General features: G+C 65.3%; 25 protein-coding genes and 1 tRNA gene. 14 read left to right on the top strand and 12 right to left on the bottom strand.

All coding sequences use genetic code 11. The annotated features are described in order from the left end of the window. Position 1: 1 nt before the first annotated feature. The 6 genes from MUG94_RS13990 to MUG94_RS13965 all read right to left on the bottom strand — a co-directional run bounded on the left by MUG94_RS13990 (position 2) and on the right by MUG94_RS13965 (position 6584). Entirely contained in the window at positions 2-805 is an 804-nt protein-coding gene (locus MUG94_RS13990) for a thymidylate synthase (protein ID WP_227892361.1), read from the bottom strand. A gap of 41 nt (positions 806-846) precedes the next feature. After that, positions 847-1374 (bottom strand): ferritin, encoded by a 528-nt coding sequence (locus MUG94_RS13985; protein ID WP_227892360.1) that lies wholly within the window; start codon positions 1372-1374, stop codon positions 847-849. A gap of 82 nt (positions 1375-1456) precedes the next feature. After that, positions 1457-2473, bottom strand: a complete 1017-nt coding sequence (locus tag MUG94_RS13980) for an NUDIX hydrolase (RefSeq protein ID WP_423724273.1) — start codon at positions 2471-2473, stop codon at positions 1457-1459. Continuing rightward, positions 2473-4698, bottom strand: coding sequence for an RNA degradosome polyphosphate kinase (locus MUG94_RS13975; protein ID WP_227892358.1), 2226 nt, complete (start codon positions 4696-4698; stop codon positions 2473-2475). Before MUG94_RS13975 ends, MUG94_RS13980 begins: the two co-directional genes overlap by 1 nt. Before the next feature lie 95 nt (positions 4699-4793). Beyond that, positions 4794-5777, bottom strand: coding sequence for a mycothiol synthase (mshD, locus tag MUG94_RS13970; protein WP_423724272.1), 984 nt, complete (start codon positions 5775-5777; stop codon positions 4794-4796). 96 nt (positions 5778-5873) lie between these two features. After that, positions 5874-6584 carry a winged helix-turn-helix transcriptional regulator gene (locus MUG94_RS13965; protein WP_227892357.1) on the bottom strand — a complete coding sequence of 237 codons (711 nt, stop codon included), beginning with the start codon at positions 6582-6584 and terminating at the stop codon, positions 5874-5876. 144 nt (positions 6585-6728) lie between these two features. Between MUG94_RS13965 and MUG94_RS13960 the strand changes: the two genes are divergently transcribed. The 4 genes from MUG94_RS13960 to MUG94_RS13945 all read left to right on the top strand — a co-directional run bounded on the left by MUG94_RS13960 (position 6729) and on the right by MUG94_RS13945 (position 9937). Next, positions 6729-7478, top strand: a complete 750-nt coding sequence (locus MUG94_RS13960; RefSeq protein WP_227906675.1) for a hypothetical protein — start codon at positions 6729-6731, stop codon at positions 7476-7478. Between the two features lie 219 nt (positions 7479-7697). Next, entirely contained in the window at positions 7698-8297 is a 600-nt protein-coding gene (locus tag MUG94_RS13955; protein ID WP_227892355.1) for a heme-binding beta-barrel domain-containing protein, read from the top strand. 94 nt (positions 8298-8391) lie between these two features. Next, on the top strand, positions 8392-9483 hold the full coding sequence (gene ygfZ / locus MUG94_RS13950; RefSeq protein WP_227906674.1) for a CAF17-like 4Fe-4S cluster assembly/insertion protein YgfZ: 1092 nt from the start codon (positions 8392-8394) through the stop codon (positions 9481-9483). A gap of 52 nt (positions 9484-9535) precedes the next feature. Next, positions 9536-9937 (top strand): ankyrin repeat domain-containing protein, encoded by a 402-nt coding sequence (locus tag MUG94_RS13945; RefSeq protein WP_227906673.1) that lies wholly within the window; start codon positions 9536-9538, stop codon positions 9935-9937. Between the two features lie 57 nt (positions 9938-9994). Here MUG94_RS13945 and MUG94_RS13940 read toward each other — a convergent pair whose 3' ends face one another. The 5 genes from MUG94_RS13940 to MUG94_RS13920 form a co-directional block, all read right to left on the bottom strand. Beyond that, positions 9995-10714 carry a GNAT family N-acetyltransferase gene (locus MUG94_RS13940; RefSeq protein WP_227892351.1) on the bottom strand — a complete coding sequence of 240 codons (720 nt, stop codon included), beginning with the start codon at positions 10712-10714 and terminating at the stop codon, positions 9995-9997. Between the two features lie 41 nt (positions 10715-10755). Then, a complete protein-coding gene (locus tag MUG94_RS13935; RefSeq protein WP_227892349.1) occupies positions 10756-11784 on the bottom strand; it encodes a 6-phosphofructokinase in 1029 nt (342 codons plus the stop codon). Between the two features lie 131 nt (positions 11785-11915). Next, a complete protein-coding gene (locus MUG94_RS13930; protein WP_227892348.1) occupies positions 11916-12155 on the bottom strand; it encodes a PspC domain-containing protein in 240 nt (79 codons plus the stop codon). 4 nt (positions 12156-12159) lie between these two features. Next, positions 12160-12450: a hypothetical protein gene (locus MUG94_RS13925; protein ID WP_227906672.1), complete on the bottom strand. Its 291-nt coding sequence runs from the start codon at positions 12448-12450 to the stop codon at positions 12160-12162. Next, a complete protein-coding gene (locus MUG94_RS13920) occupies positions 12447-13940 on the bottom strand; it encodes a PspC domain-containing protein (protein WP_227906671.1) in 1494 nt (497 codons plus the stop codon). The genes MUG94_RS13925 and MUG94_RS13920 overlap by 4 nt, the downstream gene beginning before the upstream one ends. A 133-nt stretch (positions 13941-14073) precedes the next feature. Between MUG94_RS13920 and MUG94_RS13915 the strand changes: the two genes are divergently transcribed. After that, the gene (locus MUG94_RS13915) at positions 14074-15375 is read left to right on the top strand and encodes an ATP-binding protein (RefSeq protein WP_227906670.1); all 1302 of its coding nucleotides are present in this window, start codon (positions 14074-14076) and stop codon (positions 15373-15375) included. Further along, positions 15372-16043: a LuxR C-terminal-related transcriptional regulator gene (locus MUG94_RS13910; protein WP_227906669.1), complete on the top strand. Its 672-nt coding sequence runs from the start codon at positions 15372-15374 to the stop codon at positions 16041-16043. Before MUG94_RS13915 ends, MUG94_RS13910 begins: the two co-directional genes overlap by 4 nt. A 55-nt stretch (positions 16044-16098) precedes the next feature. Here MUG94_RS13910 and MUG94_RS13905 read toward each other — a convergent pair whose 3' ends face one another. Beyond that, positions 16099-17319 (bottom strand): pyridoxal phosphate-dependent aminotransferase, encoded by a 1221-nt coding sequence (locus tag MUG94_RS13905; protein WP_227906666.1) that lies wholly within the window; start codon positions 17317-17319, stop codon positions 16099-16101. 337 nt (positions 17320-17656) lie between these two features. On the opposite strand from MUG94_RS13905, the gene MUG94_RS13900 reads away from it, so the two are divergent. The 8 genes from MUG94_RS13900 (at position 17657) to rplL (ending at position 22908) form a co-directional block, all read left to right on the top strand. After that, positions 17657-17729: transfer RNA gene (locus tag MUG94_RS13900), tRNA-Trp, on the top strand. A gap of 81 nt (positions 17730-17810) precedes the next feature. After that, entirely contained in the window at positions 17811-18092 is a 282-nt protein-coding gene (gene secE, locus MUG94_RS13895; protein ID WP_227892338.1) for a preprotein translocase subunit SecE, read from the top strand. A gap of 101 nt (positions 18093-18193) precedes the next feature. Next, positions 18194-18985 (top strand): transcription termination/antitermination protein NusG, encoded by a 792-nt coding sequence (nusG, locus tag MUG94_RS13890; protein WP_227892337.1) that lies wholly within the window; start codon positions 18194-18196, stop codon positions 18983-18985. 129 nt (positions 18986-19114) lie between these two features. Then, entirely contained in the window at positions 19115-19546 is a 432-nt protein-coding gene (rplK, locus tag MUG94_RS13885; RefSeq protein ID WP_104052758.1) for a 50S ribosomal protein L11, read from the top strand. 140 nt (positions 19547-19686) lie between these two features. Continuing rightward, positions 19687-20394, top strand: a complete 708-nt coding sequence (gene rplA, locus MUG94_RS13880) for a 50S ribosomal protein L1 (protein WP_227892336.1) — start codon at positions 19687-19689, stop codon at positions 20392-20394. A 107-nt stretch (positions 20395-20501) separates the two neighbouring features. Further along, positions 20502-21602, top strand: a complete 1101-nt coding sequence (locus MUG94_RS13875) for a GNAT family N-acetyltransferase (protein ID WP_227892335.1) — start codon at positions 20502-20504, stop codon at positions 21600-21602. A gap of 289 nt (positions 21603-21891) precedes the next feature. Then, entirely contained in the window at positions 21892-22455 is a 564-nt protein-coding gene (gene rplJ / locus MUG94_RS13870) for a 50S ribosomal protein L10 (protein WP_227892334.1), read from the top strand. A gap of 78 nt (positions 22456-22533) precedes the next feature. After that, positions 22534-22908: a 50S ribosomal protein L7/L12 gene (rplL, locus tag MUG94_RS13865; protein ID WP_104052754.1), complete on the top strand. Its 375-nt coding sequence runs from the start codon at positions 22534-22536 to the stop codon at positions 22906-22908. Positions 22909-22972 lie beyond the last annotated feature (64 nt).

The following is a 22972-nucleotide window of genomic DNA, read 5'->3' as shown; positions in this document are numbered from 1 at the left end:
TTCAGACGGCAATCGGAGCTTTGATGCCGGGATGGTGGAGGTAATCCAGCACCTCGAAATCCTCCAGGGCGTAGTCGAAGATCGACTCGGGTTTGCGGGCGAGCCGCAGCTGCGGGTACGGGTAAGGTGCGCGGCTGAGCTGTTCGCGGACCTGGTCCACGTGATTGTCATAAATATGGACGTCGCCGCCGGTCCAAACGAATTCTCCCGGCTCCAGCCCCGTCTGCTGCGCCACCATGAGCGTCAGCAGAGCATAGGAGGCAATGTTGAAGGGCACGCCGAGGAACAGATCCGCGGAGCGCTGGTACAGCTGGCAGGACAGTTTCCCGTCCGCCACATAGAACTGGAACATGGCGTGGCACGGCGGCAGCGCCATGTTGTCCACTTCGGCCGGATTCCAGGCCGTGACGATGTGCCGGCGGGAGTCCGGGTTGGTGCGGATACTCTCGACCACCTTCGCGATCTGGTCGATCTGCCCGCCGTCCGGCGCCGGCCACGAGCGCCACTGGACACCGTAGACCGGGCCGAGTTCGCCGTCGTCGTCTGCCCACTCATTCCAGATGCTCACGCCGCGCTCCTGCAGCCACCGCACGTTGGAATCCCCGCGCAGGAACCACAGCAGCTCCAGGGCGACGGACTTGAAATGCACCCGCTTGGTGGTGATCAGCGGAAAGGAACTGCTCAGGTCAAAGCGCATCTGGCGGCCGAAAACGCTGCGGGTACCGGTACCGGTCCGGTCGGATTTCTGCGTTCCGTGGGCCATCACGTCGCGGAGCAGGTCTTCATAAGGCGTAGGGATAGTCACGGCTCCAGTCTAGTTCGTCCGCTGCCCGGCAGGGGTTCTCCCTAGAGTGCACCGCCGGCAGCCTCGGGAGCGCCGGAGTCGTGCCCGCCGCCGTCGCCAACCTGTTCCCGGGCCATGAAGTTCTCCAGGTCGAAGAGGTTGTCGGCGCGCCGGGCCACTGTGAGGAGCGTGGACATGGAAGCGACTTCCTCCACCTGTTCCTTGAGGAACCACAGCATGAACTGCTCACCCAGGGCGTCGCCCTCGGCGCGCGCGGCAGCGAAGAGGGCCTCAATCTGCCGGGTGACCTGCTGTTCCTGTTCCAGTGCCAAGGCGATGGGTTCCACCACGGTGGTGAAGTCATTGCGTACGGCGGCGACGCCGGGGATCCGCACGGGCATGTCCCGGTCCAGCATGTACTGCACCAGCATCATGGCGTGGTTGCGTTCCTCCACCGACTGGGCGTAGAAGTGGCGGGCCAGCTGCGGGAGATCTTCGCCGTCGAAGAACACCGCCATTGCAACGTACTGCTGCGAGGCGTTGAATTCGTGGCCGATCTGGGCTTCAAGGAGCTCTGTAAAGGTAGTCATGGCCCCCACCCTAGGCCGGAGCGGGGGCCGATAAAAGCACGGTTAGGCTTAGCTATCCGGCAGGAATCACTGCAGGACAGCTTCAGTCATCGAAGGCCCGGAAGCGCTCCAGGGACACGATCCGACTGTCATCAGCGGAGGAGACCTGACAGATGACCGCCTCGCCCGGCGCCAGATAAGGATCCTTGTCGGGCAATCCCATGGACAGTCCGGCCGGCATGTGTTGTGACAGCACCTCAAACGTCAGGGGCAAAACCGGCCGGTGGGTGCACAGGGCCACAGGTTTGGCCTTGTCAAACAGTGCTTCCACCGCATTGCGGGCCTTGCCGGGCTTGCGTTTGGCGCTGTGCTCGGTAATGGCATCCACGGTTTTGAATTTCACGGCCCGCGCCTTCACATACGGGCGCACAGTCTGCACGCACCGGACCCAGGGACTGGAAACCACCCGGTCCGGCAGCCAGGCAGCGAGCAGCCGCGACACGGCTTGGGCCTGACGCAGGCCGGTTGCCGCCAGCGGGCGGTCCCCTTCCGCCCGGGTCCACGATGACCGCGGCTTGGCCTTGGCATGCCTCACTACGATCAGCGGCCACGTCCTGAGCCGACCCTCGGCATGCGCCTCCTCCAAAGTGCGCAGAGGCAGCCGGTCCGAAGGATTGCTGAGCTCTGCATGGGCTTCGGCCGGAGTGCACCAGCGGACCCCGTCCACTTCTTTGCCGTCCGGATGCGGCTTGCCGTCCTCGATGCGCGCCGCCCAATAATGGACAATCTTCATTCCGGAAGCCACCGGGTACACGGTGGCCGGCAGCGGAATGCCGAGCCGGATACGCACACCGGCCTCCTCCTGCACTTCGCGCACTGCGCATTCGGGGGTGGTCTCGCCGGAATCGAGTTTTCCCTTGGGCCAGGACCAGTCCTTGTACCGGGGGCGGTGAATCATGAGGACTTCGAGTTCACCGTTGCGGGTGCGCCAGCACAGCGCTCCCGCCGCCACCACCTTGATGTCTGACGGGGCGACGTCTTCGGACCCGCCCCCGCGGTTGTCGCGGGGGAGGGTCGTTTGTTCGCCCAGGGCAGTTTCAGGTTCGGGGGACATGGGCATCAACGGCGGACGGCGGCGCGCTGCCGGGACCGGGAAGCGAGCAGCCAGGACTGCACGTCCAAAAGCGGTTCCCCTTCCTCATTCTTGTGGTGCCGGTTCCAGATGCCGTCCGACTCGAGGTGCCAGCTGGCAGTGGCCGGGTCCATGTAGCGGTCCATCAGAGCGATGAGGTCCGCAATGTCCTCGCGGGAAGCCAGCTGGACCAGGGCCTCCACCCGGCGGTCCAGGTTGCGGTGCATCATGTCGGCCGAACCGATGAAGATGACCGGGTCTCCGGCGTTGGCGAAGGCAAAGACGCGTGAATGCTCCAGGAACCGGCCCAGGATGGAGCGGACGGTAATGTTCTCGCTCAGGCCGGGGACCCCCGGGCGGACCGAGCAGATGCCGCGAACAATCACGTCCACCCGGACACCGGCCTGTGAGGCGCGGTAGAGGGAATCGATGATCGCCTCGTCCACCATCGAGTTGACCTTAATGATCACCCGGGCGGCCAGACCGGCCTTCTTATTGGCGATTTCCCGTTCAATCCGGTCAATCAGACCTGACCGCACCGACCGGGGAGCCACGAGCAGCCGCTTGAACGTGGACTTCGGGGCGTATCCGGAGAGCTGATTGAAGAGCTTCGTGAGGTCTTCGCCCACCTGCTCGTTGGACGTCAGCAGCCCCAGGTCCTCGTAATAGCGGGCGGTGCGCGGGTGGTAGTTTCCGGTGCCGATATGGCAGTAGCGCCGCAGCCCGTCCACTTCCTGGCGGACCACCAGGGACAACTTGCAGTGAGTCTTCAATCCGACGATGCCGTACACCACGTGCACGCCGGCCTGCTCCAGCTTGCGGGCCCAGGAAATATTGGCCTGCTCATCGAAGCGTGCCTTGATTTCCACCAGGGCCAGCACCTGTTTGCCGGACTCGGCGGCATCAATCAGCGCATCGACAATGGGGGAGTCTCCGGACGTGCGGTACAGGGTCTGCTTGATGGCCTGGACCCGCGGGTCTGCGGCGGCCTGCTCCAGGAAGGCCTGAACGGACGTGGAGAAGGAATCGTACGGGTGGTGCAGCAGGATGTCGCGGCGGCGCATCGCGGCAAACACGTCGGCCGGTTTGGAGGTTTCGGATTCCTTCAGGTGCAGGGATGTGTGGGGCACCTGCTTGGGATAGTGCAGGTCCGTGCGGTCGATGCGGCTGATGCCGGCCAGCCCGCGCAGGTCCAGCGGCGCCGGCAGCGCATACACCTCGTCTTCTTCCACGCCGAGTTCGCGCACCAGCAGCTCACGGATGCTGGGATTGATGTCAGTGGTGACTTCGAGGCGGACGGGCGGACCGAACCGGCGGCGCAGCAGCTCCTTTTCGAGCGCCTGCAGCAGGTTCTCGGCGTCGTCCTCCTCCACCTCCAGGTCCTCGTTGCGGGTCACCCGGAAGGCATGGTGCTCCATGACGTCCATACCGGGGAAGAGCTGGTCCAGGTGCTCGGCAATGACGTCCTCGAGCGGAATGAAGCGCGCCACCCGGCCGGCAACATTGCCTGCCCGCGGCCCGTCCACCGAGATGAGGCGGGGCAGCTGGTCCGGGACCTTGACGCGGGCAAAGAACTCCTTGCCGCTGACGGGGTTGCGCACCACCACCGCCAGGTTCAGCGAGAGTCCGGAAATGTAGGGGAAGGGATGGGCCGGATCCACCGCCAGCGGGGTGAGGATGGGAAACACCTTGGACGCGAACTGGCGGTGCAGGTAGGCCTTGGACGCGTCGTCGAGTTCGTCCCAGCCCACCAGGAAAATCTGCTCCTCGGCCAGTGCCGGGCGAATCTGGCTGGCGAAAACCTCAGCGTGGCGCTGCTGCAGCCGGTAGCCGGCCTCCACGATGTGTTCCAGCTGTTCGATCGGGCTCAGGCCGGCAGCGGAGGGAACCGCCAGTCCGGTGGCGATCCGGCGCTTGAGGCCCGCAACCCGGACCATGAAGAACTCGTCCAGGTTGGACGCAAAGATGGACAGGAAGCTGACCCGCTCCAGCAGGTAGAGGTCCGGGTCCTCAGCGAGTTCAAGGACCCGCGCGTTGAAGTGGAGCCAGCTGATTTCGCGGTCCAGGAAACGCTCCGGGCTGATGTCCCCCTCGGGAACCAGTGCGGGCCCGAAGTCCGGTATGTCGATCCGGTCCTCAGTGGCCCGGGGCGCAGACATGGACTCAGCCGACCCGAAGGTGTAGTGCGGCTCGGCGGCGGTATCGGATCCCATGGTGTCTCCCTGCAGTATGGCGGCGGTTCAGGCGGTGCCTGCCCGGAAGTCCGGGCAAGCAGTGCCGTCAAATCAACATTACAAGCAGTTCCGGCTCAACCGGCTGCGTACATCACATCCGCGTCCCACCGGACAAACCCCAGCCGCTGGTAGAGGGCCATGGCCGGGGCATTGTCTGCGTCCACGTAGAGCATGATGGCCTGCAGCCCGCTGTCCTGCAGGTGCCGGATGCCGGCAATCGTCAGGGTCTTGCCCAGTCCCATGCCCTGCGCTTCGGGAACCACGCCCACCACGTACACCTCGCCGAGCGGCGGATGCCCGCCGGTGCCGGGATGGACTTTGGTCCAGTGGAAGCCGAGGACGGCGCCGTCCTCATCCCGCACGGCCAGCAGGAACCCTTCGGGATCGAACCAGTCCTCCGCCATGCGCGCGTCAAGGTCGGCCCGGGTCATGCCGCCCTGCTCCGGATGGTGGGCGAAGGCGGCGGCGTTGGCGGCCAGCCAGGCGTCCTCGTCAGCTCCGGGCCGGAAAGCGCGCAGGGAAACGCCGGCGGGCAGCTCGGCTGCCGGCATCCCGGCGTCGCCGGCGCCCCGGCTCAGCCGCAGGCGCAGGAGTTCACGGACCGGACGGTAGCCAAAACGCTGAGCCAGTTCGACGGCGGCATCATGGTCGCCGTGCGACCACGCCTGGGGGGCGGGAACGGAACCGGCACGAACATGCTCCCGCACCGATGATGCCAGTGCGGTGCCCACGCCCTTCTCGCGGTACGCCGGATGGACCACCAGTTCCAGCACGCCCGGCTCCTCCTGCCTTTCACCCATCAGCACGGCGACCCCCGCCAGGGCCTGGGTTGCCGAGGGATCCGAGGACTCGTCATTGGCGTAGGTGGCAAAAACCTGCAGCGAATCAGGATCAGTTCCGGCGGAACGGAGGTCCACGAGCGTCTGTTCGGAGAGCGGAGGGTTGCCGTCGGCATCGGCGGCGGCATCGGCCAGCTCGCGAATCCGGGCCAGCTCATCCGGTTCCGGGGTTCCCTTGGTAACTGTGACGGGCCAGGGCATTACGCGTTCGTCTCTCATTGAAGAAGCCTAGCGCCCGGAAGGCAGCGGGCAAGCGGAGGCGCTCAAACTTGAACGGCCGGGCGCGGTCCGGGGTCCGCTGTCTGCAGTCCGGGGTCAGGCGTCCTGGCTCGCGGGCTGTGCCGCATCTCCGGCGACGCGGGACCGCGTGAAGCGGTAGCCCACGTTGCGGACGGTGCCGATCAGGTTTTCATGGTCCGGGCCAAGCTTGGCCCGCAGGCGCCGGACGTGGACATCCACAGTTCGGGTGCCCCCGTAATAGTCGTAACCCCACACCTCGTGCAGCAGCTGGTCGCGGGTGAAAACACGTCCGGGATGCTGCGCCAGGTACTTCAGCAGCTCGAACTCCTTGTAAGTCAGGTTCAGTGCGGCGCCGTTGACCCGTGCGGTGTAGCTGGCCTCATCGATGACGACGCCGGATGCTCGGATCTCTGTGCTGGCGCTCTCGGACGAGGAATTGATCCGGGCAGACATCAGCCGCAGCCGGGCCTCCAGCTCAGCCGGCCCGGCGGAATCGAGGATGACGTCGTCGGCACGCCAGTTGGCCGCCACGGCAGCCATTCCGCCTTCGGTCAGGATAAGGATCAGCGGGGTGTCGAGCCCGGTCGCCTTCAACAGCTGAGTGAGGGAACGGGCGCCGACCAAGTCTTTGCGGGCATCAATGAGCACCACATCGCTGGGATCGGTGTCCAGTAGAGCGGTGGGCTCGGCGGGAACAACCTGGACTTTATGATTGAGCAGGCCGAGGGCCGGCAGGACCTCGACCGAGGGTCCCGGACTGTTGGTCAGCAGCAAAATGTGCGACATGGATCCTCCAAAGTTGGGCGCACATCATCGGGCACAAGCTGGGCCGCGTCCGCAGGCGGGGCGAAGGTGTTGAAAGTATACCCACGGGTCCCCGCCTGGACCGTAGCTTTCATCTGTACTGCGTAATAAGGCAGGATGGCTTAAGTGAAACTTTGGAGCGTAGCGGTGCTGGCGGCAGCCGCCCTGATTTGCATCGTCGGTGCTTCGTACTGGTCCGTGGCGGCCGTGGCCGTGGTTACCGGCATTTTTTGCGTCGTGGTGGGGATCGGCTGGCCGCACCTCTTGGATGTCCCCGCCAAGAAGACGCAGGGCGCGGTGTTGGCACTAGCCGGTGCAGCTGCCTGTGCTGCTGCAATGGTTGCCCCGCCCACCGCCCTGCTGACGTGGCTGCCCGCCGCGGCGGCGGTTGGCGTGGGAGTGATCTTCCTGATCCAGCTGCTCCGCGGAACCGGCCAGGCACACCGGCTGGAGTCAACCATCGGCAACATTGCCGGAGTCCTCCTCACGGTCATGGGTTCGGGCTGGGTGGCGGCGGACCGGCTTGCCGGTGCTGACGGCAGCCCGGCCGGTCTGACCATTGGAGCCGCCGGCATCCTCGCAGCTCTGGCCGTATCCCTTATTCCCCTGCCCGACAGGATTGCCGCCCCGCTGGGCGTGGCCGTGGGCGCCCTGGCCGGAGCGCTGGCCGGGGTGCTGCAGCCGGAAGCCGGCGTCCATGCCGCTGCCGCTGCGCTCATGGGCGCCGCGGGTGCTGCCGTGGTCATGGCGGTTCGCCGTCTGATCCTCTCCCGCGAAGACATCCCCAACCGCCGCGGCAGGCTGGCCCTGGCCCTGGCGCCCATTGTTGCGCTGGGCTCCGTCGTCTATTTCCTGGCCACCCTGCTCGTTCCCTGATCCTTCCGGATCCCCACCGGAAGGTCATGGAAGGAAACGTCGCCCGCTCCGGGTTAGGATGTAGCTATGGATTCGCTTGTAGCCCTTGAAATCTTCTTTATCGTCCTGCTTGGCATCACCGGCGTCGGCATGGCCGCATTCGCCGGCCTGGTCATCAGCCGCCTCTACAAAGGGCAGAAGTAGCCCACCGAAGAGCAACCAAAGGAACAGGTCAGCGCCATGCCCATGGAGATCCCCACAGATCTGACCCCTGAACTCGTGCCGCTGTCCTGGCTGCTTGGCGTCTGGGAAGGCTCCGGCAGGCTGGGGGAGGGCGAGGCGGAGTCCGAGCACTTCACCCAGCGCGTCACCTTCAGCCAGAACGGCCTGCCGTACCTGAAGTACGAGGCCGAAAGCTGGCTCACCGATGAAGAGGGCACAGTGCTGCGCCCGCTCGCCGTTGAGACGGGTTTCTGGGCGCTGGACCGTCCGCTGAACGACGCCGACGGCGGTCCCGGCCTGACGCCCGCGGACATTGTCCCAGCCTTGCGCAGCGCAGACGAAGTTGAAAAGCTCCGCAATGACAGCGGCGGTTTCGACATCACCGCCACCATCGTCCATCCCGGCGGCATCGCGGAACTCTACTACGGCCAGATCAAGGGACCGCAGATCCAGCTGAGCACCGATTTGGTGATGCGGGGCGTGAACTCCAAGGAGTACACCGCCGCCACACGCATCTTTGGCCTGGTCAACGGCGACTTGTACTGGCGCTGGGACGTGGCTGCCGGCGGCAACGCCCTGGAAGCACACGCGTCCGCCATCCTGAAGAAGACTTCCTGACCGCTCCGCCGTTGTCTCCCCGCTCGCTCCACGCTGTCATCCCCGTGCGGAGTGAACCCGGAATAGCCGCCCCTTCAAGGACGTTGCACCCGTTATGACTTATCTGAGCCCCCTCCTGTCCCGCCACGGTGCGGTGGAAGCCGGTGGCCTCGATGCCGGCGTTGCAGCCCATTACGGTGATCCCCTGCGGGAGCAGCGGGAGTTGGCGCGCGGCAACGCGGTCACGGACCTGTCCCACCGCGGCGTCGTCACGGTCAGCGGACCCGACCGCCTGAGCTGGCTGAACACCCTGTCGTCCCAGAGCGTGAGCGGGCTGCAGCCCGGCACAAGTTCGGAGCTGCTGCTGCTCAGCGTCCAGGGACGGATTGAGCACGACGCACGGATCCTGGACGACGGGACCACTGCCTGGCTGATAGTGGAAGCGGCTGAGGCGCCTGTCCTGGCCCAGTTCCTGGAACGGATGAAGTTCATGCTCCGGGTCCAGGTGGCGGACGTCAGCGCCGACTGGGCCGTTGTCGGCTCGGTTACGCCGGTGGCCGCCTGGGACCGCTTTTCCGCCTGGACCGATCCCTGGCCAAACATCGGTGCCGGCGGTTTCGCCTACACCGGTGTCCCTGAGGATTCCCATCCCGGACGCGACCGCCCCTGGCACGAATACTTGATTCCGGCAGCTGAGCTGGAACAGGCCATCGAGGGCTCCGGCCGCACCCTTGCCGGCACCATGGCATCCGAAGCCCTGCGCATCGCCGCCTGGCGCCCGCGGCTGGGTGCCGAGACCGACGACAAGACCATTCCGCACGAGCTGGACCTGATCCGGACGGCCGTCCACCTCGCCAAGGGCTGCTACAAAGGCCAGGAAACAGTGGCCCGCGTGCACAACCTGGGGCATCCTCCCCGCCGGCTCGTGTTCCTGCAGCTGGACGGCTCCCAGCACACCCTTCCCGCCGCCGGCAGCTCTGTGCTGCTGGGCGAGCGGAAGGTCGGTACGGTTACGTCAGTCGCTCAGCACTACGAGATGGGCGCGGTGGCCCTGGCTGTCATCAAACGCTCCGTGGATCCCGCGGCGGAGCTGGTGGTGGACGACGACGGCGAGCCTTACGCAGCCGCGCAGGAAATCATTGTTGCCCCCGACGCCGGCCAGGTTGTGGGCCGTGCCGGCGGATTCCTGCGCCCGCCCCGGGCATAGCCGTATCCAGCGCCGAAGAGGACAGACCGAAACATCCCTTGAAAGGAAATCCATGAGCACCCCGGAACCCCGCCCAGAGATTGACGACGACATCATCGAATTGGCCGGTTTGGTGTTCGACGCTGCGCGCGCCGGTGATACGGAGGGGATCCGCGGTTACCTGGATGCTGGAGTGCCCGTGAACCTGACCAACGGCTCCGGCGACACGCTCGTGATGCTGGCGTCCTACCACGGCCACGAGAACCTGACCGCCCTGCTGGTGGAGCGGGGCGCGGACGTCAACACGCAGAATGACCGGGGCCAGACCCCGCTGGCGGGTGCCGTCTTCAAGGGCCACACCGGCATCTTCCGCATCCTGCTTGAAGGCGGAGCGGACCCCGATGCAGGCTCGCCCAGCGCGCGGGATACGGCGGGATTCTTCAAGCGGCAGGAAATGCTGGACCTGCTGGGCTAACACCGGCCCCGAACTAGCACCGGCCCCTAACTAAGGGCCGGAGCCGGGTCCGGAAAGCTAAGCGGTCAGCTGGACTTCGGAACGGATCCCAACGGCGAGGAAACCTGCACCGGCAGCGGTCCGTGCTGCTCCAACGTTGTCCAGCGGTGTGCGGAACTGCGGGATCAGGCCTGCCGCCATGGACTCTTCCACGGCGATGGACGTGGCGTAACGTCCCAGCCCGTGCCGGCGGTTGGCCGGCGCGGTGAGCGTTGAGATGTCGGCCAGGATGCCGTCCCGGATGCTGTAACCGGCGCCCGCCAGCGGAACCGGAGTTTCTGCGGTGTCATCCACCACGATGAACAGCGACTCCTTGCCCGCCAGGCCTGCTTCAGCGACGTCGTCGGGCGGGCACAGCCGCTCCAGCTGGACGGCAACGGCCGGGTCCTCGGAGACAGCCAGTTCATCCTCCGGCTCCACCGGTTCCGGGAAAACGTCGGCAAAACACAGGTGTTCGGATCCGACCGTCCGTCCGCCGTACTCCACCGAGAGACTGGCCAGGGCGGAATGGCGGCTGAGTTCCGCCGCGCTCTTGCCGTGGGCACGCCGGACCGCCCACTCCGGTCCGCAGAAGACTTCCCTGCCAAAGAGACGCAGGAAGGAGACGCTGCGCGAGTCGTCCTGCACGCTGTAGATTCGCTTGCTGTCCCCGGCTCCCGCCAGCGCATCGTCCGCCAGTCCCAGGCGCCGGGACCACGCGAGCTGAATGATCGCAATCGTTCCCGGATCCAAATTCATACGCTTCAACCTATACCCGGTCCCGTCTGTGGTTCTCGGTCCTAACCGAACAGAATGGACGCTTCGTCGTAGCGGTGCTGCGGCACGGTCTTGAGGTTGTCCAGCGCCTTTTCGAAGCCCACGTGCACAATGTCCGTGCCGTTGAGGGCCACCATGGTCCCCCAGAGTCCGTCAATCACGGAATCAATGGCGGCCATGCCCAGCCGGGTGGCCAGTACGCGGTCATAAGCGGTGGGAACACCGCCGCGCTGGATGTGTCCCAAAACGGTGGCACGGGTTTCGATGCCGGTCCGGGCTTCGATCTCCGGGGCCAGCAGCTCTCCGATGCCGCCCAGCCGCGGCCGGCCGAAGGCATCCAGTCCGCGTTCCGAGTGCGGGGACTCCATATCGGTGGTGACGAATCCTTCGGCTACGACGACAAGCGGGGCACGGCCGCGGTCGCGGGCCTGGGTGACCCATTCGGCAATCTGATCCAGGCTCTGCGGGTTTTCCGGAATCAGGATGGCGTGCGCGCCGGCAGCCATTCCCGAATGCAGGGCAATCCAGCCGACGTGGCGTCCCATGACTTCGGCCACCATGCAGCGGTGGTGGGATTCGCCTGTCGTCCGCAGCCGGTCAATGGCCTCGGTGGCGATCTGGACGGCCGTGTCAAAACCGAAGGTGTAGTCGGTGGCATCCAGATCGTTGTCCACCGTTTTGGGAACGCCCACAATGTTCAGGCCGGCATCGGTGAGGCGCTGCGCGGCGGCCAGTGTGCCCTCGCCTCCGATCGCGATGATGGCATCCACTCCGAGCCGGTCCATGGTGGCCTTGATTTTCTCCGGGCCGCCGTTTGGTCCCTCAAACGGATTGGTGCGCGATGTCCCCAGAATGGTTCCGCCCTGTTTGGAGATGCCGCGGACGCTGGTTCGGGGAAGGTCAATAATGTCGCCGTCCACCACGCCGCGCCAGCCGTCCAGGAAACCGACAAACTCCTGGTTGTGGATCTTGATGCCCTTGAGGACGGCTCCGCGGATGACCGCATTGAGTCCGGGGCAGTCGCCCCCACTGGTCAGGATACCGATCTTCATTATTAAAACCTCTTGGTTCGGTTGTGCGGCTGGTGGATCCTCAGCCTCGATTCTAGCCACGGCAGGGCTCCAAGCCACCGCGCGGCGGTTCCCGTCGGCCCCGCAGGAGGCAAATGAGGGCCTGAAACGGCTTAGCGGTTGCCGACCAGGCGTTCCAGGGCGATGGTGCCGTCAACCTTGGGCAGCAGGAGCCAGGCGGCGAAGTAGGTCCACACGCCGACAAAGGGCAGGAGGAAGCTGAGCAGGACGGCGATGCGCACCACTGAGACGTCCCAGCCGTAACGCATGGCCAGCCCGGCGCACACGCCGCCGGCCCAGCCGCGGGTCCGGCGGATGGGGGAGGAACGCAGAATGTCAAAGAAACGGTTCATGATTTCAGCTTGCCTGTTCGGTGGTGGTTGGGTGGGCATTTCCGCCCCGGGTGAAATGCTTCCGCGCGCCCAGGGCGGAAACCCCGCCACCGACGAGCAGAGCGGCGCCGGTGCCGAGCGTCAGTCCGAGCAGGACCGCCAGCGGATCGAGCGTGATATCCGTCAGCAGCCAGACGAGGATCAGAACTCCGGCGGCGGTGAGGAGCAGGCCCCATACGATGGTGCTGGTGCGGGCCGGGCGCCGTCCTTCTTCGGCGGCGTCGAAGCCGGCATCGGATGCGGGCGATGTGTTCATCGTTCGAGGTCGCTTTCATTCACTGTCACCAGCACGTTGCTGGCGAATCCCTTCACATGCACCACAAGCGGGTCTGAGCCTGTTCCGTTCAGTTTCCGCTCCGAACTCCGCCACATGCCGCCGGACTCGGTGACAGAGTCGCCGTCGTCGATTACCACGTTGCCGGCCAGCATGTCGGTGCGGATCAGGACCGGTAGATCGTTCGGCACCAGAATGGTGAGATCGCTTGCCGCGACGCTCACCGGTACTTCCACGGAGGGTCTGTCTTCGTCCGACAGATACCGCAGGTCAAGCTCTCCATCGGCGGCGGTGAGCGCGTAGCCGCCGGTCGCGGGAAGGGTCCTGTCCGGGGTCCAGTCCGCTTGATTGGCGACGACGACGTTGGCGTAGCTGCCGATGCCGATGCCGATCCCGGTGGCAGCGGCCGACACCACGGCAGCCGCGGCGGTCAGGCCCAGAATGCCTGAGGAACGGCCGAGGGCGCCGAGCACCACGATGGCCAGGCCGTTGACCACCGCTGCTGCGGCCAGCGCCACGGCGACGGGCGAGTCCACATCGATCAGGGCGGTGTAGTCCAGCGTCAGGACCGTCCCCGCGGTGAGCAGGACGGCGCCCAGAACGAGGGCAACCTCGGCGCCCCGGGGGCTTGTCCGCCGGTGAACCGGGGATGGCCGCGGTGCCGGGTCCGGCGCCGCAAACCCGTGCCCGACCGGCGATCCCGGAGTGCCGGGCATGGTTCGAGCCGACGTACCCGCCGGGTATGGGGGGACGGCACCAGCCGGGGACGAACCGGCCGAACCGGAACCCGACGCTGCCGGATAGCGTGCAGCGTGGAAGTCGCCCGGGGCCTGACCCCCGGCCGGGACGCCGGCACCGCCGGTGCCGCTGCTCCCGGAACGGGTGGCCAGCCAATAGATCAGCAGGCCCACGCCCCCCAACCAGAAGAGCGGCCAGAAGAAGAAGCCGCCGAACCATCCGTCGTCAGCCCACCAAATGGTTGGTCCGGTGCCCAGGATGGTGGCCGTCAAGGCACCGGTGGTTCCCGAAGTCCAGGTGCCGCGCAGGGCTTCCTCCGCGTGGATGCGGCCGTCCGGTTCCGGAAGGAGGGCCCAGGCCAGCCCGTACAGCAGCAGTCCGACTCCAAACAGGGCCAGGACGACAAACAGGCCACGGACCAGTACGGGGTCCAGCCCGAGGCGGGATGCGGTGCCGGAGGCTACGCCGCCGATCCAGCGGTCACCGCCGCGGACAATGCCGAGGGAGCGCAGCCAGGTAAAGAATCCGTTGGGTCGTTGTTCCGCCCCGGCGCCGGGATTTGGTTCGTCAGCTCCCGGGATCCGGTGCGACCCGGCAGTGGTTGCGTGCGGTGGCAGGGGCCGGGTGGGGGCATCGTTGGAGGGCAATGGTTCGGTGGGTGCGCCGCCGAAGGTTCCGGCGGGGGGCAGCCGGTCTTTTCCGGCCGGGTCGGGTTCTGAGGGGAGCGGGGTCATGGTTCCATTCTGTCGGCCAACCGGCGGGAAAGAATCGGGGACTCCCCTGAGGCAACCCTGAGTCAGCCCTGAAAAGGTGTCCGGAGGCCGGTTCAGGCCGTCGTGAGGCGCGGGAACGTGCTTGGATAAAGGCATGAAGGCACCACTGCTCCGACCTGAGGACCGCCTGGTTGCGGGCGTCTGTTCCGGGCTCGCCGGACACCTGGGCTGGTCCGTGAACCTGGTGCGCGCCTTAATGGTGCTGCTGGCCGTGTCCGGTGGTGCGGGACTGGTGCTCTACGCCTGGCTGTGGATCCTGGTCCCGACGGCGGGGGAGGCGGCGGACAGCGCCGATGCCGGGCGCAATCCCCGGAGCGTTGCACAGAACTTCGCCGGACACAGCTCCGGAACCCCCGCCCCGGAGAGTCCGTCCACCAAGCGGGGCTGGATCGAAGCCGCGGCCGGCAGGGACGTGCTGTCCGGGCTTGCACTGCTGGCTGTCGCCGCAGTCTTCATCGCCCAGCGGTTCGGCGCCGACATAAACTGGCGGGTCCTGTTCCCCCTTGGCGCGATTGTGGCCGGTGCCGTTCTGGCTTGGTCCCAGCTGGATGAAGTCCGCCGGGCAGGACTGCTCAGCCGCGCCGGCGCCGACCGCCGGTCCGGTCTCCTGCGCTTGGCCGCAGGGTTGCTGCTGGTGGTTGTCGGAGTGCTGCTGATGGTCTCCGGAGCGTTCGCCTGGGATGTGCTGTTTGCGGGCCTGCTCGCTGCCAGCGCCGTCCTGGCCGGCGTCGCCCTTGTCTTCGCGCCCTGGGCCGTCAAGTACTGGCGCGAACTGGAGACGGAAAGAGCCGGCCGGATCCGCGAACGCGAGCGCGCCGAAATAGCCGCCCACCTGCACGATTCCGTCCTGCAGACCCTGGCACTGATCCAAAACCGCGCCGGTTCCGAGCAGGACGTGGTGCGCCTGGCCCGTGCTCAGGAACGGGAACTGCGGCGCTGGCTTTACGCCGACGACCCCCGCGCGCCCGGACAGCTATCCGATTCCATCGCCGCGGTGGCAGCCCAGGTCGAGGATGAATACGGATATCCGGTGGAGGTGGTGACGGTGGGGGATGCGCCACTGGACGCGGCCGCCGAAGCTATGACCCAGGCCGCGCGGGCCGCACTTGTTAACGCAGCCCAGCACGCCGGGGGACCGGTCTCCGTTTACGTGGAGTGCACTGCGGACCGCGCAGAGATTTTCATACGCGACCGCGGGACCGGTTTTGATCCGGACACGGTGCCCCCGGACCGGCTCGGCGTCCGCGAGTCCATTGTGGGACGCATGAGGCGCAACGGCGGCACCGCCGTCATCCGCAGCGGACCGGAGGGGACTGAAGTGCGGCTGGGACTGCCGCTGTCCCGGGCCGGGGCGGAAGCGGGCACAAACACCAACCAGACATCGGAGCACCCATGACAAGCGGCACCACCACCAGCGACGACGGCATCAACGTTGTGGTCGTCGACGACCACGCCATCTTCCGGTCCGGACTGAAAGCGGACCTGGACGGCAGGCTGCGGGTGGTTGCCGAGGCCGACACCGTGGAATCGGCCGTCGCCGCCATCCGCGCCCACCGCCCCGCCGTCGTCCTCCTGGACGTGCACCTGCCCGGCGGTGTTGGCGGCGGCGGCGCGGAAGTGATCGCCGGCTGCCGGGATCTGCTGGGCAGCACCCGCTTCCTTGCACTCAGCGTTTCGGACTCGGCGGAAGACGTGGTGACTGTCATCCGTGCCGGTGCCCGCGGCTACGTCACCAAAACCATTTCGGGGGCTGAGATCTCCGACGCCGTGGTCCGGGTTGCCGGCGGAGACGCCGTGTTCTCACCGCGGCTGGCGGGATTCGTCCTTGACGCCTTCGGCACCGGAACCGTGGCGGCAGTCGACGACGAGTTGGACCGGCTGTCGGCCCGGGAACTGGAAGTGATGCGGCTGATAGCCCGCGGCTACAGCTATAAGGAAGTGGCGCGGGAACTCTTTATCTCCGTCAAGACGGTTGAAACCCACGTCTCCGCGGTGCTGCGCAAGCTCCAGCTGTCCAGCAGGCATGAGATCAGCCGGTGGGCCGCTGACCGCAGGCTGCTCTAAGCCATCCGGCATCCTCCTCCCGGGCGCTGGCGGCCGGGAGGAGGACCCTGCGGCCCTACTGGGCGCGGCCGAGGAACTCCGTCAGGCGGGACATGCCCTCGGCCAGGTCCTCATCGCCCAGTGCGTAGGAGAGACGGAGATAGCCGGAGGGTCCAAATGCCTCGCCGGGAACCACTGCCACCTCCACGGTCTCCAGGATGAGCGCCGCCAGCTCGGCGGAGGTCTGCGGCCGGACCGGGCCGTCGGCACCCGGGAACTCCTTGCCGAGCAGCCCCCGGACGTCGGCATAGGCGTAGAAGGCGCCCTCAGGCATCGGGCATTCGACGCCCTCCACTGAGTTCAGTGCCGCCACCATGGCCTTGCGGCGGCGGTCAAACGCGGTCTTCATTTCCTCAACGGCGGTCAGCGGACCGGAGACGGCGGCCAGGGCGGCCATCTGGGAAACATTGGACACGTTGGAGGACAGGTGCGACTGCAGGTTGGTGGCCGCCTTGATGACATCGGCCGCGGCGATCATCCAACCTACCCGCCAGCCGGTCATGGCATAGGTCTTGGCCACGCCGTTGAGCACCACCACCTTGTCACCAAGCTCGGGAGCCGCCGTCGCGATGGAAGTGAACTCCACGCCGTCGTACGTCAGGTGCTCATAAATCTCGTCGGTGACGACCCAGAGCCCGCGGGAAGCGGCCCAGCGGCCGATCTCGGCCACCTTCTCCGCCGGATAAACAGCGCCGGTGGGGTTGGAGGGGGAGCAGAACAGCAGGAGCTTGGTCTTGTCGGTGCGGGCTGCCTCGAGCTGCTCCACGGTGACCATGTACCCCTGCTCGGGACCGGCAAACACCTCCACGGGAACACCGCCGGCCAGGCGGATGGCTTCCGGATACGTGGTCCAGTAGGGAGCGGGCAGCAAAACCTCGTCACCGGGATTCAACAGGGTGGCGAACGCCTCGTAGACGGCCTGCTTGCCGCCGTTGGTCACCAGGATTTGGCTCGAGTCCACGGCATAGCCGGAATCACGCAGCGTCTTCTCGGCGATGGCCTTCTTCAGCTCCGGCAGGCCGGCGGCGGGGGAGTAGCGGTGGAAACGCGGGTTGCGGGCGGCCTCGACGGCGGCGTCAACAATGTAGGCCGGCGTCGGGAAATCCGGCTCACCCGCGCCGAAGCCGATCACCGGCCGGCCGGCGGCCTTGAGGGCCTTCGCCTTGGCATCTACGGCAAGTGTCGCGGACTCCGCGATGGAGGCGATGCGCTCTGAAATTCGGCCGGTGGAAGACATGGCGTTCCCGTCTGTGGTTGCGGTGGAATTCCCGAAAGGGACTTGTGGCGTGCTCGGCCGCCGGATTCCCGGCTGCCGTTGGCAATTGCCGCCGGTTCCCAGTTTAGGTGCAGGTGCGGATGCACGCCCTTTCTTACGGCGCGGCGGCCGAAAGACCCGGGACAGAGCACGCATCGGGAGGGCCGGAGAGCGTCTGCCGGCACCCTGCCCGGAGGCCGGTTCGACGGAACCGCAAACATTGAGTAGACTTGATCTTCGTGTTGAAGTCCCAACACTGGTCTGTGCCTGTCGCCGGTTCGCTGACGAGGGTTATTACCGGTAGAGTGGTTTCCTCCATAGGGTAGTGGCGCAATTGGTAGCGCAGCGGTCTCCAAAACCGCAGGTTGCAGGTTCGAGTCCTGTCTGCCCTGCGCACGGCTGTCATCACGGCAGCTCAGCAGTCCTTCATGAAGCAGCAGTCCCAGCACTTGCTGCGGCTGTGAACCGAACAGATGAGTGAGGCGATGGTGACCGAGACAGCTGCCGGCAGCTCCAAGGGACACCCCTCCAGCGGGCCCAAGAAGCGCGGCTTCTTCGCGGCTATTGCGCTCTTCCTGCGTCAGGTTATTGCAGAACTGAAAAAGGTGGTCACCCCCACCCGCAAGGAACTGCTGAGATACACCCTCGTAGTCCTGGCCTTCGTGGTCGTGATGATAATTATCGTGACAGTTCTGGATTTTGTCTTTGGTGCAGGAGCACTGTGGATCTTCGGTTCGGGCAGCGGCGAGAGCTAGCGCCTTCCCTGTGGTCCGCCCCAAGGGCAGGAACCTCAGGCCTTTGAGCTGGAGCTAGTGACAAACCCTATAGAGCTCTGAAGAAGAAAGCAGGAATCTACGTGTCCGAGCAAGAACTCGAATCACAGATCAATGACAATGCCGCTGATCTGGATGCCGAGGATGAAACGACCGCAGCAGACGTCGCCGAGGCGCCCGCTGAGGGTGACGTTCCGGCAGAGGATGCCGACGCCGCCGATGAGGCCGTGAACTCTGATTCCGCAGACTCCGAAGACTCAGCAGAAGAGCCCGAGGAAGATCCCGCAGAAGCCTTCAAGGCCAAGCTGCGCCGCCAGGAGGGTGACTGGTACGTCATCCACTCCTACGCCGGCTACGAGAACCGCGTAAAGGTAAACCTCGAGACCCGCATCCAGACCATGGACATGGAAGATAACATCTTCGAAATCCAGGTCCCGATGGAGGAAGTCGTCGAGATCAAGAACACCACGCGCAAGATCGTCAACCGGGTTCGCATTCCCGGTTACGTGCTGGTCCGCATGGAACTGACCGACGCCTCGTGGGGCGTTGTGCGTCACACTCCCGGCGTGACCGGATTCGTGGGCAACGCCCACAACCCGGTGCCGCTGAGCCTCAAAGAGGTTTACTCCATGCTGGAACACACAGTGGTTTCCCCGAAGATCGAAGCCGGCAAGCCCGCGCAGGAATCTTCGAACTACGCAGTGGACTTCGAGGTCGGCGAGCCCGTTACGGTCAACGAAGGACCGTTCGAGACGCTCCAGGCCACGATCTCCGAAATCAAGCCGGAATCCCAGCAGCTGGTGGTCCTGGTGACCATCTTCGAGCGCGAGACTCCGGTGACCCTTGGCTTCGGTCAGGTCACCAAGCTGCAGTAGTACAAAGACTTCGTTGTCTGCAGGTCCGCTTTACCCTGCCGGCAGCGTCCGGCCGCCACGCCATGGCGGCCACCAACCCGGACGGACGCTCCTGTTCCCCGGGAACATAATTTAGAGAAGGACCCTTTCATGGCCCCCAAGAAAAAGGTCACCGGCCTCATCAAGCTGCAGATCAACGCAGGTGCCGCCAACCCGGCTCCTCCGATTGGTCCGGCACTTGGCCAGCACGGTGTCAACATCATGGAATTCTGCAAGGCGTACAACGCTGCAACGGAATCCCAGCGCGGCAACGTTATCCCGGTTGAAATCACCGTTTACGAAGACCGTTCGTTCACCTTCATCACGAAGACTCCTCCGGCTGCACAGCTGATCAAGAAGGCTGCCGGCGTTGCCAAGGGTTCTGCAACCCCGCACACCGCCAAGGTTGCCAACCTGACCCAGGCTCAGGTCGAAGAGATCGCCACCATGAAGATGGAAGACCTCAACGCCAACGACGTCAAGGCTGCTGCCAAGATCATCGCCGGCACCGCCCGCTCCATGGGTATCACCGTAGAAGGCTAATAACGCCTTTTCCGTGACGCGGGTCCGCCCGCCGAACAAACATTTACACTCAAAAAGCTGCTCGTGCCATAGGGTACGACGGCGTGTGGCAGGGCCGAGCGCGGTCCGACAGACCACAACTGCACAAGGAGAAAAAGCAGATGGCAAAGCGCAGCAAAGCATATGAAGCAGCTGTAGCCAAGATCGATGCGGACAAGCTGTACGCACCGGTTGAGGCTGTAGAGCTGGCGAAGGAAACCAACCCCTCCAAGTTTGATGCGACCGTTGAGGTTGCATTCCGACTGGGCGTTGACCCCCGCAAGGCCGACCAGATGGTCCGCGGCACGGTTAACCTGCCCCACGGTACGGGTAAGACCGCACGCGTCCTGGTTTTCGCAACGGGCGAGAAGGCAGAGCAGGCTATTGCAGCCGGCGCCGACTTCGTAGGTTCCGATGACATGATCGAAAAGGTTGCAGCAGGCTGGGTCGACTTCGACGCCGCCGTTGCCACCCCGGACATGATGGGCAAGGTTGGCCGCCTGGGCCGCGTCCTCGGCCCGCGTAACCTGATGCCGAACCCGAAGACCGGCACGGTTACCCCGAACGTCGCCAAGGCTGTCACCGACATCAAGGGCGGCAAGATCGACTTCCGCGTCGACAAGCACTCCAACCTGCACTTCATCATCGGCAAGGTGTCCTTTGACCAGCAGAAGCTGGCAGAGAACTACGCCGCAGCTCTGGAGGAAGTCCTGCGTCTGAAGCCGTCCGCTTCCAAGGGCCGCTACATCCAGAAGGCAACCGTCTCCACCACGTTCGGCCCCGGCATCGCCGTGGACCCGAACGTCACCAAGGTTCTTGCCGACGCATAATTCGGCTCAGGGGCCTCACCGTCCCGGATCTGCTTGAGGGCGGCCGCAGCGTTTCGCTGCGGCCGCTTTTTTTGTACCCTGCCCGCGGTTGCGGCAGGATGTGAGCCATGACACTTGATTCCGCGGTTATCGCTCCGCTGCCCATCCCCGTGAGCCTGGAGTCAACTGATCCCGCGGCAGCAGATTTCATCGCTGCGGTTGAGCTCCTGAACGGCACCCTGCGCGAGACGTGGGGCAATGATGACTTCCGGGACGCACCCCAGACACTGCTGGCCGGTTTCCGGCCTTCGTCGATGCGCCGGCGGATCCTGCTTGGTGCGCGGATTGGTGGCGAGCTCGTGGGCGTGGCCACGCTCAAGCTGCCGATGCTGGACAACATCCACTCGGCCTGGGTGCATGTGGCAGTGGCTCCGGGCGCCAGAAGGGCCGGGCTGGGAAGCCGCCTGTATGCGGCAGTCGAGCAGGCTGCATTGGCCGACGGGCGCCGAACCCTCCTGGGTGAAACGGACCATCCGGTGCGGCCCGGCGCTGACTCGGGCCCGGTAGTGGCACCGGAAAGCGGGATCGGCACCATCCCTGCGGACAGTGCCGCGCGCTTCGCCGCCGACCGGAATTTCGACCTGGAACAGGTGGAGCGGATCAGCCTCCTTGATCTGACGGACGGCGTTGACTGGCGGGAGAAGCTGGCATCTGCCGCGGCAGCTGCCGGGACGGACTATGTCCTCGAATTCTGGCAGGGAGCCTGCCCGGAACACCTCGTGGATGACTATGCGCTGCTGCGGCAGAAAATGAGCACGGATGCCCCCATGGCCGGCCTTGACGTCGAGGAGGAGCGGTGGGATGCCGGACGCGTCCGTGAAGGCGAGGCGAAGGTGCGTGACATGGATGCCGAGGAGCTGGTGAGCGCCGTCCGCCATGTTCCCAGCGGACAGCTGGCCGGGCACACGGTGCTGATGGTCTTTAACAGCAACCCTGTGGTGGCGTTCCAGGACGACACCCTGGTTCTGAAGCAGCACCGGGGGCACGGACTTGGCAGGGTGCTCAAGGCCGCAAACCTGATGCGGCTGCGGCGGGAGCTTCCGGACGCCGCCCGGGTCTGGACCTGGAACGCCGCCGAGAACGTCCACATGCTGGCCATCAACGAAGAGCTGGGCTTTGAACCGGTGGGGTACTCGGGGGAGTGGCAGAAGATTCTCCCTGAAGGCTGATCCGCGCCGATTTGGCCTGTCCGGGAATCTCCCGTACGCTTGTAACTACCAAAGACCGTCGGTCGATGTGCTTTCAATCCCACTCTCATCCTGGATCTCCGGGACCGCGGGTGGACTCCGGTTGATCGGACATCCGAAAGTCCCTTCACAGGGCGGCCTGCGCAGGTGAACGAACTCAGCTAAACGGCGCGTGTTACTGCGTGCCTGCTGCTAAGCCCCGTGCATCTGCCCGGGGCGTTTTTTATGTTCGGGACCCGATCCACCGGCACTATTCCCCGGAAGGAGGGTTATGGCAACGCCAACAAAGGTAACGGCAGTTGAAGAAATCACCACCGATTTCAAGGAATCAACCGCTGCTGTCCTAACCGAATACCGCGGGCTCACCGTTGCACAGCTCAAGGAGCTGCGTCGTTCGCTCGGCCAGGACACCAAGTACTCGGTCGTCAAGAACACCCTGACTGGCATTGCAGCCAAGGAAGCCGGCATCGACGCGTTCGACGGCCAGCTTGCCGGCCCCACTGCAATTGCCTTCATCAAGGGTGACGCAGTTGCAGCTGCAAAGAGCCTGACGGATTTTGCCAAGACCAACCCGCAGCTGATCATCAAGACCGGTGTCTTCGAGGGCAATGCCCTGGACGCATCCGGTGTTGCCGCTCTGGCTGCCCTTGAATCCCGTGAGCTCCAGCTTGCACGCGTCGCCGGTGTCCTCAAGGCACCGATGTCCATGCTGGCACGCTCGGTTGAGGCTCTGCGCGTAAAGCTTGAAGAGGGAAGCGAAGCTGCTCCCGCCGCGGAAGAGGCTCCGGCCGCCGCAGAAGAAGCTCCGGCCGCAGAAGCAGCCACCGAAGAGTAATCGCTCTTCCAATCCACACTCCGGTGCCGACGCACCACTAAGGTGCCCGCGCACCACTTATAGGAAGGACGCCACACCATGGCGAAGCTGACCAACGAAGAGCTCATTGAAGCCTTCAAGGAACTGTCCATCATCGAGCTCTCCGACTTCGTGAAGCTCTTCGAAGAGACCTTCGACGTTACCGCTGCTGCTGTTGCAGTTGCCGGTCCCGCCGCCGGTGCTGCCGAGGCCGAGGACGAGAAGACTGAATTCGACGTCATCCTCGAAGCTGCCGGCGACAAGAAGATCGCAGTCATCAAGGAAGTTCGTGCCCTGACTTCCCTGGGCCTGAAGGAAGCCAAGGACGTTGTAGACAGCGCCCCGAAGGCTGTCCTGGAAGGCGCTACGAAGGAAGCCGCAGAGAAGGCAAAGGAAGCCCTCGAGGCTGCCGGCGCCACGGTTACCGTCAAGTAGTAGATTTTCCCTCCGCGGCTTCGGCCGCGCTGCCAGAAAGACCCCGTCCCTTGGGACGGGGTCT

Origin of the sequence: Arthrobacter gengyunqii, assembly GCF_023022985.1 — a bacterium.
GTDB classification, from domain to species: domain Bacteria; phylum Actinomycetota; class Actinomycetes; order Actinomycetales; family Micrococcaceae; genus Arthrobacter_B; species Arthrobacter_B gengyunqii.
Note: the sequence above shows the minus strand (reverse complement) of the source record. Positions and strands in the feature narration are given on the sequence as shown.

What these genes read in the sequence shown, in the direction of transcription:
- MUG94_RS13875 (WP_227892335.1), top strand. Translation starts at nt 20,502, where the DNA reads ATGACACTTGATTCCGCGGTTATCGCTCCGCTGCCCATCCCCGTGAGC.
- rplJ (WP_227892334.1), top strand. Translation starts at nt 21,892, where the DNA reads ATGGCAACGCCAACAAAGGTAACGGCAGTTGAAGAAATCACCACCGAT.
- MUG94_RS13945 (WP_227906673.1), top strand. Translation starts at nt 9,536, where the DNA reads ATGAGCACCCCGGAACCCCGCCCAGAGATTGACGACGACATCATCGAA.
- MUG94_RS13985 (WP_227892360.1), bottom strand. Translation starts at nt 1,374, where the DNA reads ATGACTACCTTTACAGAGCTCCTTGAAGCCCAGATCGGCCACGAATTC.
- MUG94_RS13935 (WP_227892349.1), bottom strand. Translation starts at nt 11,784, where the DNA reads ATGAAGATCGGTATCCTGACCAGTGGGGGCGACTGCCCCGGACTCAAT.
- MUG94_RS13965 (WP_227892357.1), bottom strand. Translation starts at nt 6,584, where the DNA reads ATGTCGCACATTTTGCTGCTGACCAACAGTCCGGGACCCTCGGTCGAG.
- MUG94_RS13980 (WP_423724273.1), bottom strand. Translation starts at nt 2,473, where the DNA reads ATGCCCATGTCCCCCGAACCTGAAACTGCCCTGGGCGAACAAACGACC.
- rplA (WP_227892336.1), top strand. Translation starts at nt 19,687, where the DNA reads ATGGCAAAGCGCAGCAAAGCATATGAAGCAGCTGTAGCCAAGATCGAT.
- rplK (WP_104052758.1), top strand. Translation starts at nt 19,115, where the DNA reads ATGGCCCCCAAGAAAAAGGTCACCGGCCTCATCAAGCTGCAGATCAAC.
- MUG94_RS13930 (WP_227892348.1), bottom strand. Translation starts at nt 12,155, where the DNA reads ATGAACCGTTTCTTTGACATTCTGCGTTCCTCCCCCATCCGCCGGACC.
- mshD (WP_423724272.1), bottom strand. Translation starts at nt 5,777, where the DNA reads ATGAGAGACGAACGCGTAATGCCCTGGCCCGTCACAGTTACCAAGGGA.
- MUG94_RS13910 (WP_227906669.1), top strand. Translation starts at nt 15,372, where the DNA reads ATGACAAGCGGCACCACCACCAGCGACGACGGCATCAACGTTGTGGTC.
- MUG94_RS13905 (WP_227906666.1), bottom strand. Translation starts at nt 17,319, where the DNA reads ATGTCTTCCACCGGCCGAATTTCAGAGCGCATCGCCTCCATCGCGGAG.
- MUG94_RS13955 (WP_227892355.1), top strand. Translation starts at nt 7,698, where the DNA reads ATGCCCATGGAGATCCCCACAGATCTGACCCCTGAACTCGTGCCGCTG.
- MUG94_RS13975 (WP_227892358.1), bottom strand. Translation starts at nt 4,698, where the DNA reads ATGGGATCCGATACCGCCGCCGAGCCGCACTACACCTTCGGGTCGGCT.
- MUG94_RS13940 (WP_227892351.1), bottom strand. Translation starts at nt 10,714, where the DNA reads ATGAATTTGGATCCGGGAACGATTGCGATCATTCAGCTCGCGTGGTCC.
- ygfZ (WP_227906674.1), top strand. Translation starts at nt 8,392, where the DNA reads ATGACTTATCTGAGCCCCCTCCTGTCCCGCCACGGTGCGGTGGAAGCC.
- secE (WP_227892338.1), top strand. Translation starts at nt 17,811, where the DNA reads ATGAGTGAGGCGATGGTGACCGAGACAGCTGCCGGCAGCTCCAAGGGA.
- MUG94_RS13920 (WP_227906671.1), bottom strand. Translation starts at nt 13,940, where the DNA reads ATGACCCCGCTCCCCTCAGAACCCGACCCGGCCGGAAAAGACCGGCTG.
- MUG94_RS13925 (WP_227906672.1), bottom strand. Translation starts at nt 12,450, where the DNA reads ATGAACACATCGCCCGCATCCGATGCCGGCTTCGACGCCGCCGAAGAA.
- rplL (WP_104052754.1), top strand. Translation starts at nt 22,534, where the DNA reads ATGGCGAAGCTGACCAACGAAGAGCTCATTGAAGCCTTCAAGGAACTG.
- MUG94_RS13915 (WP_227906670.1), top strand. Translation starts at nt 14,074, where the DNA reads ATGAAGGCACCACTGCTCCGACCTGAGGACCGCCTGGTTGCGGGCGTC.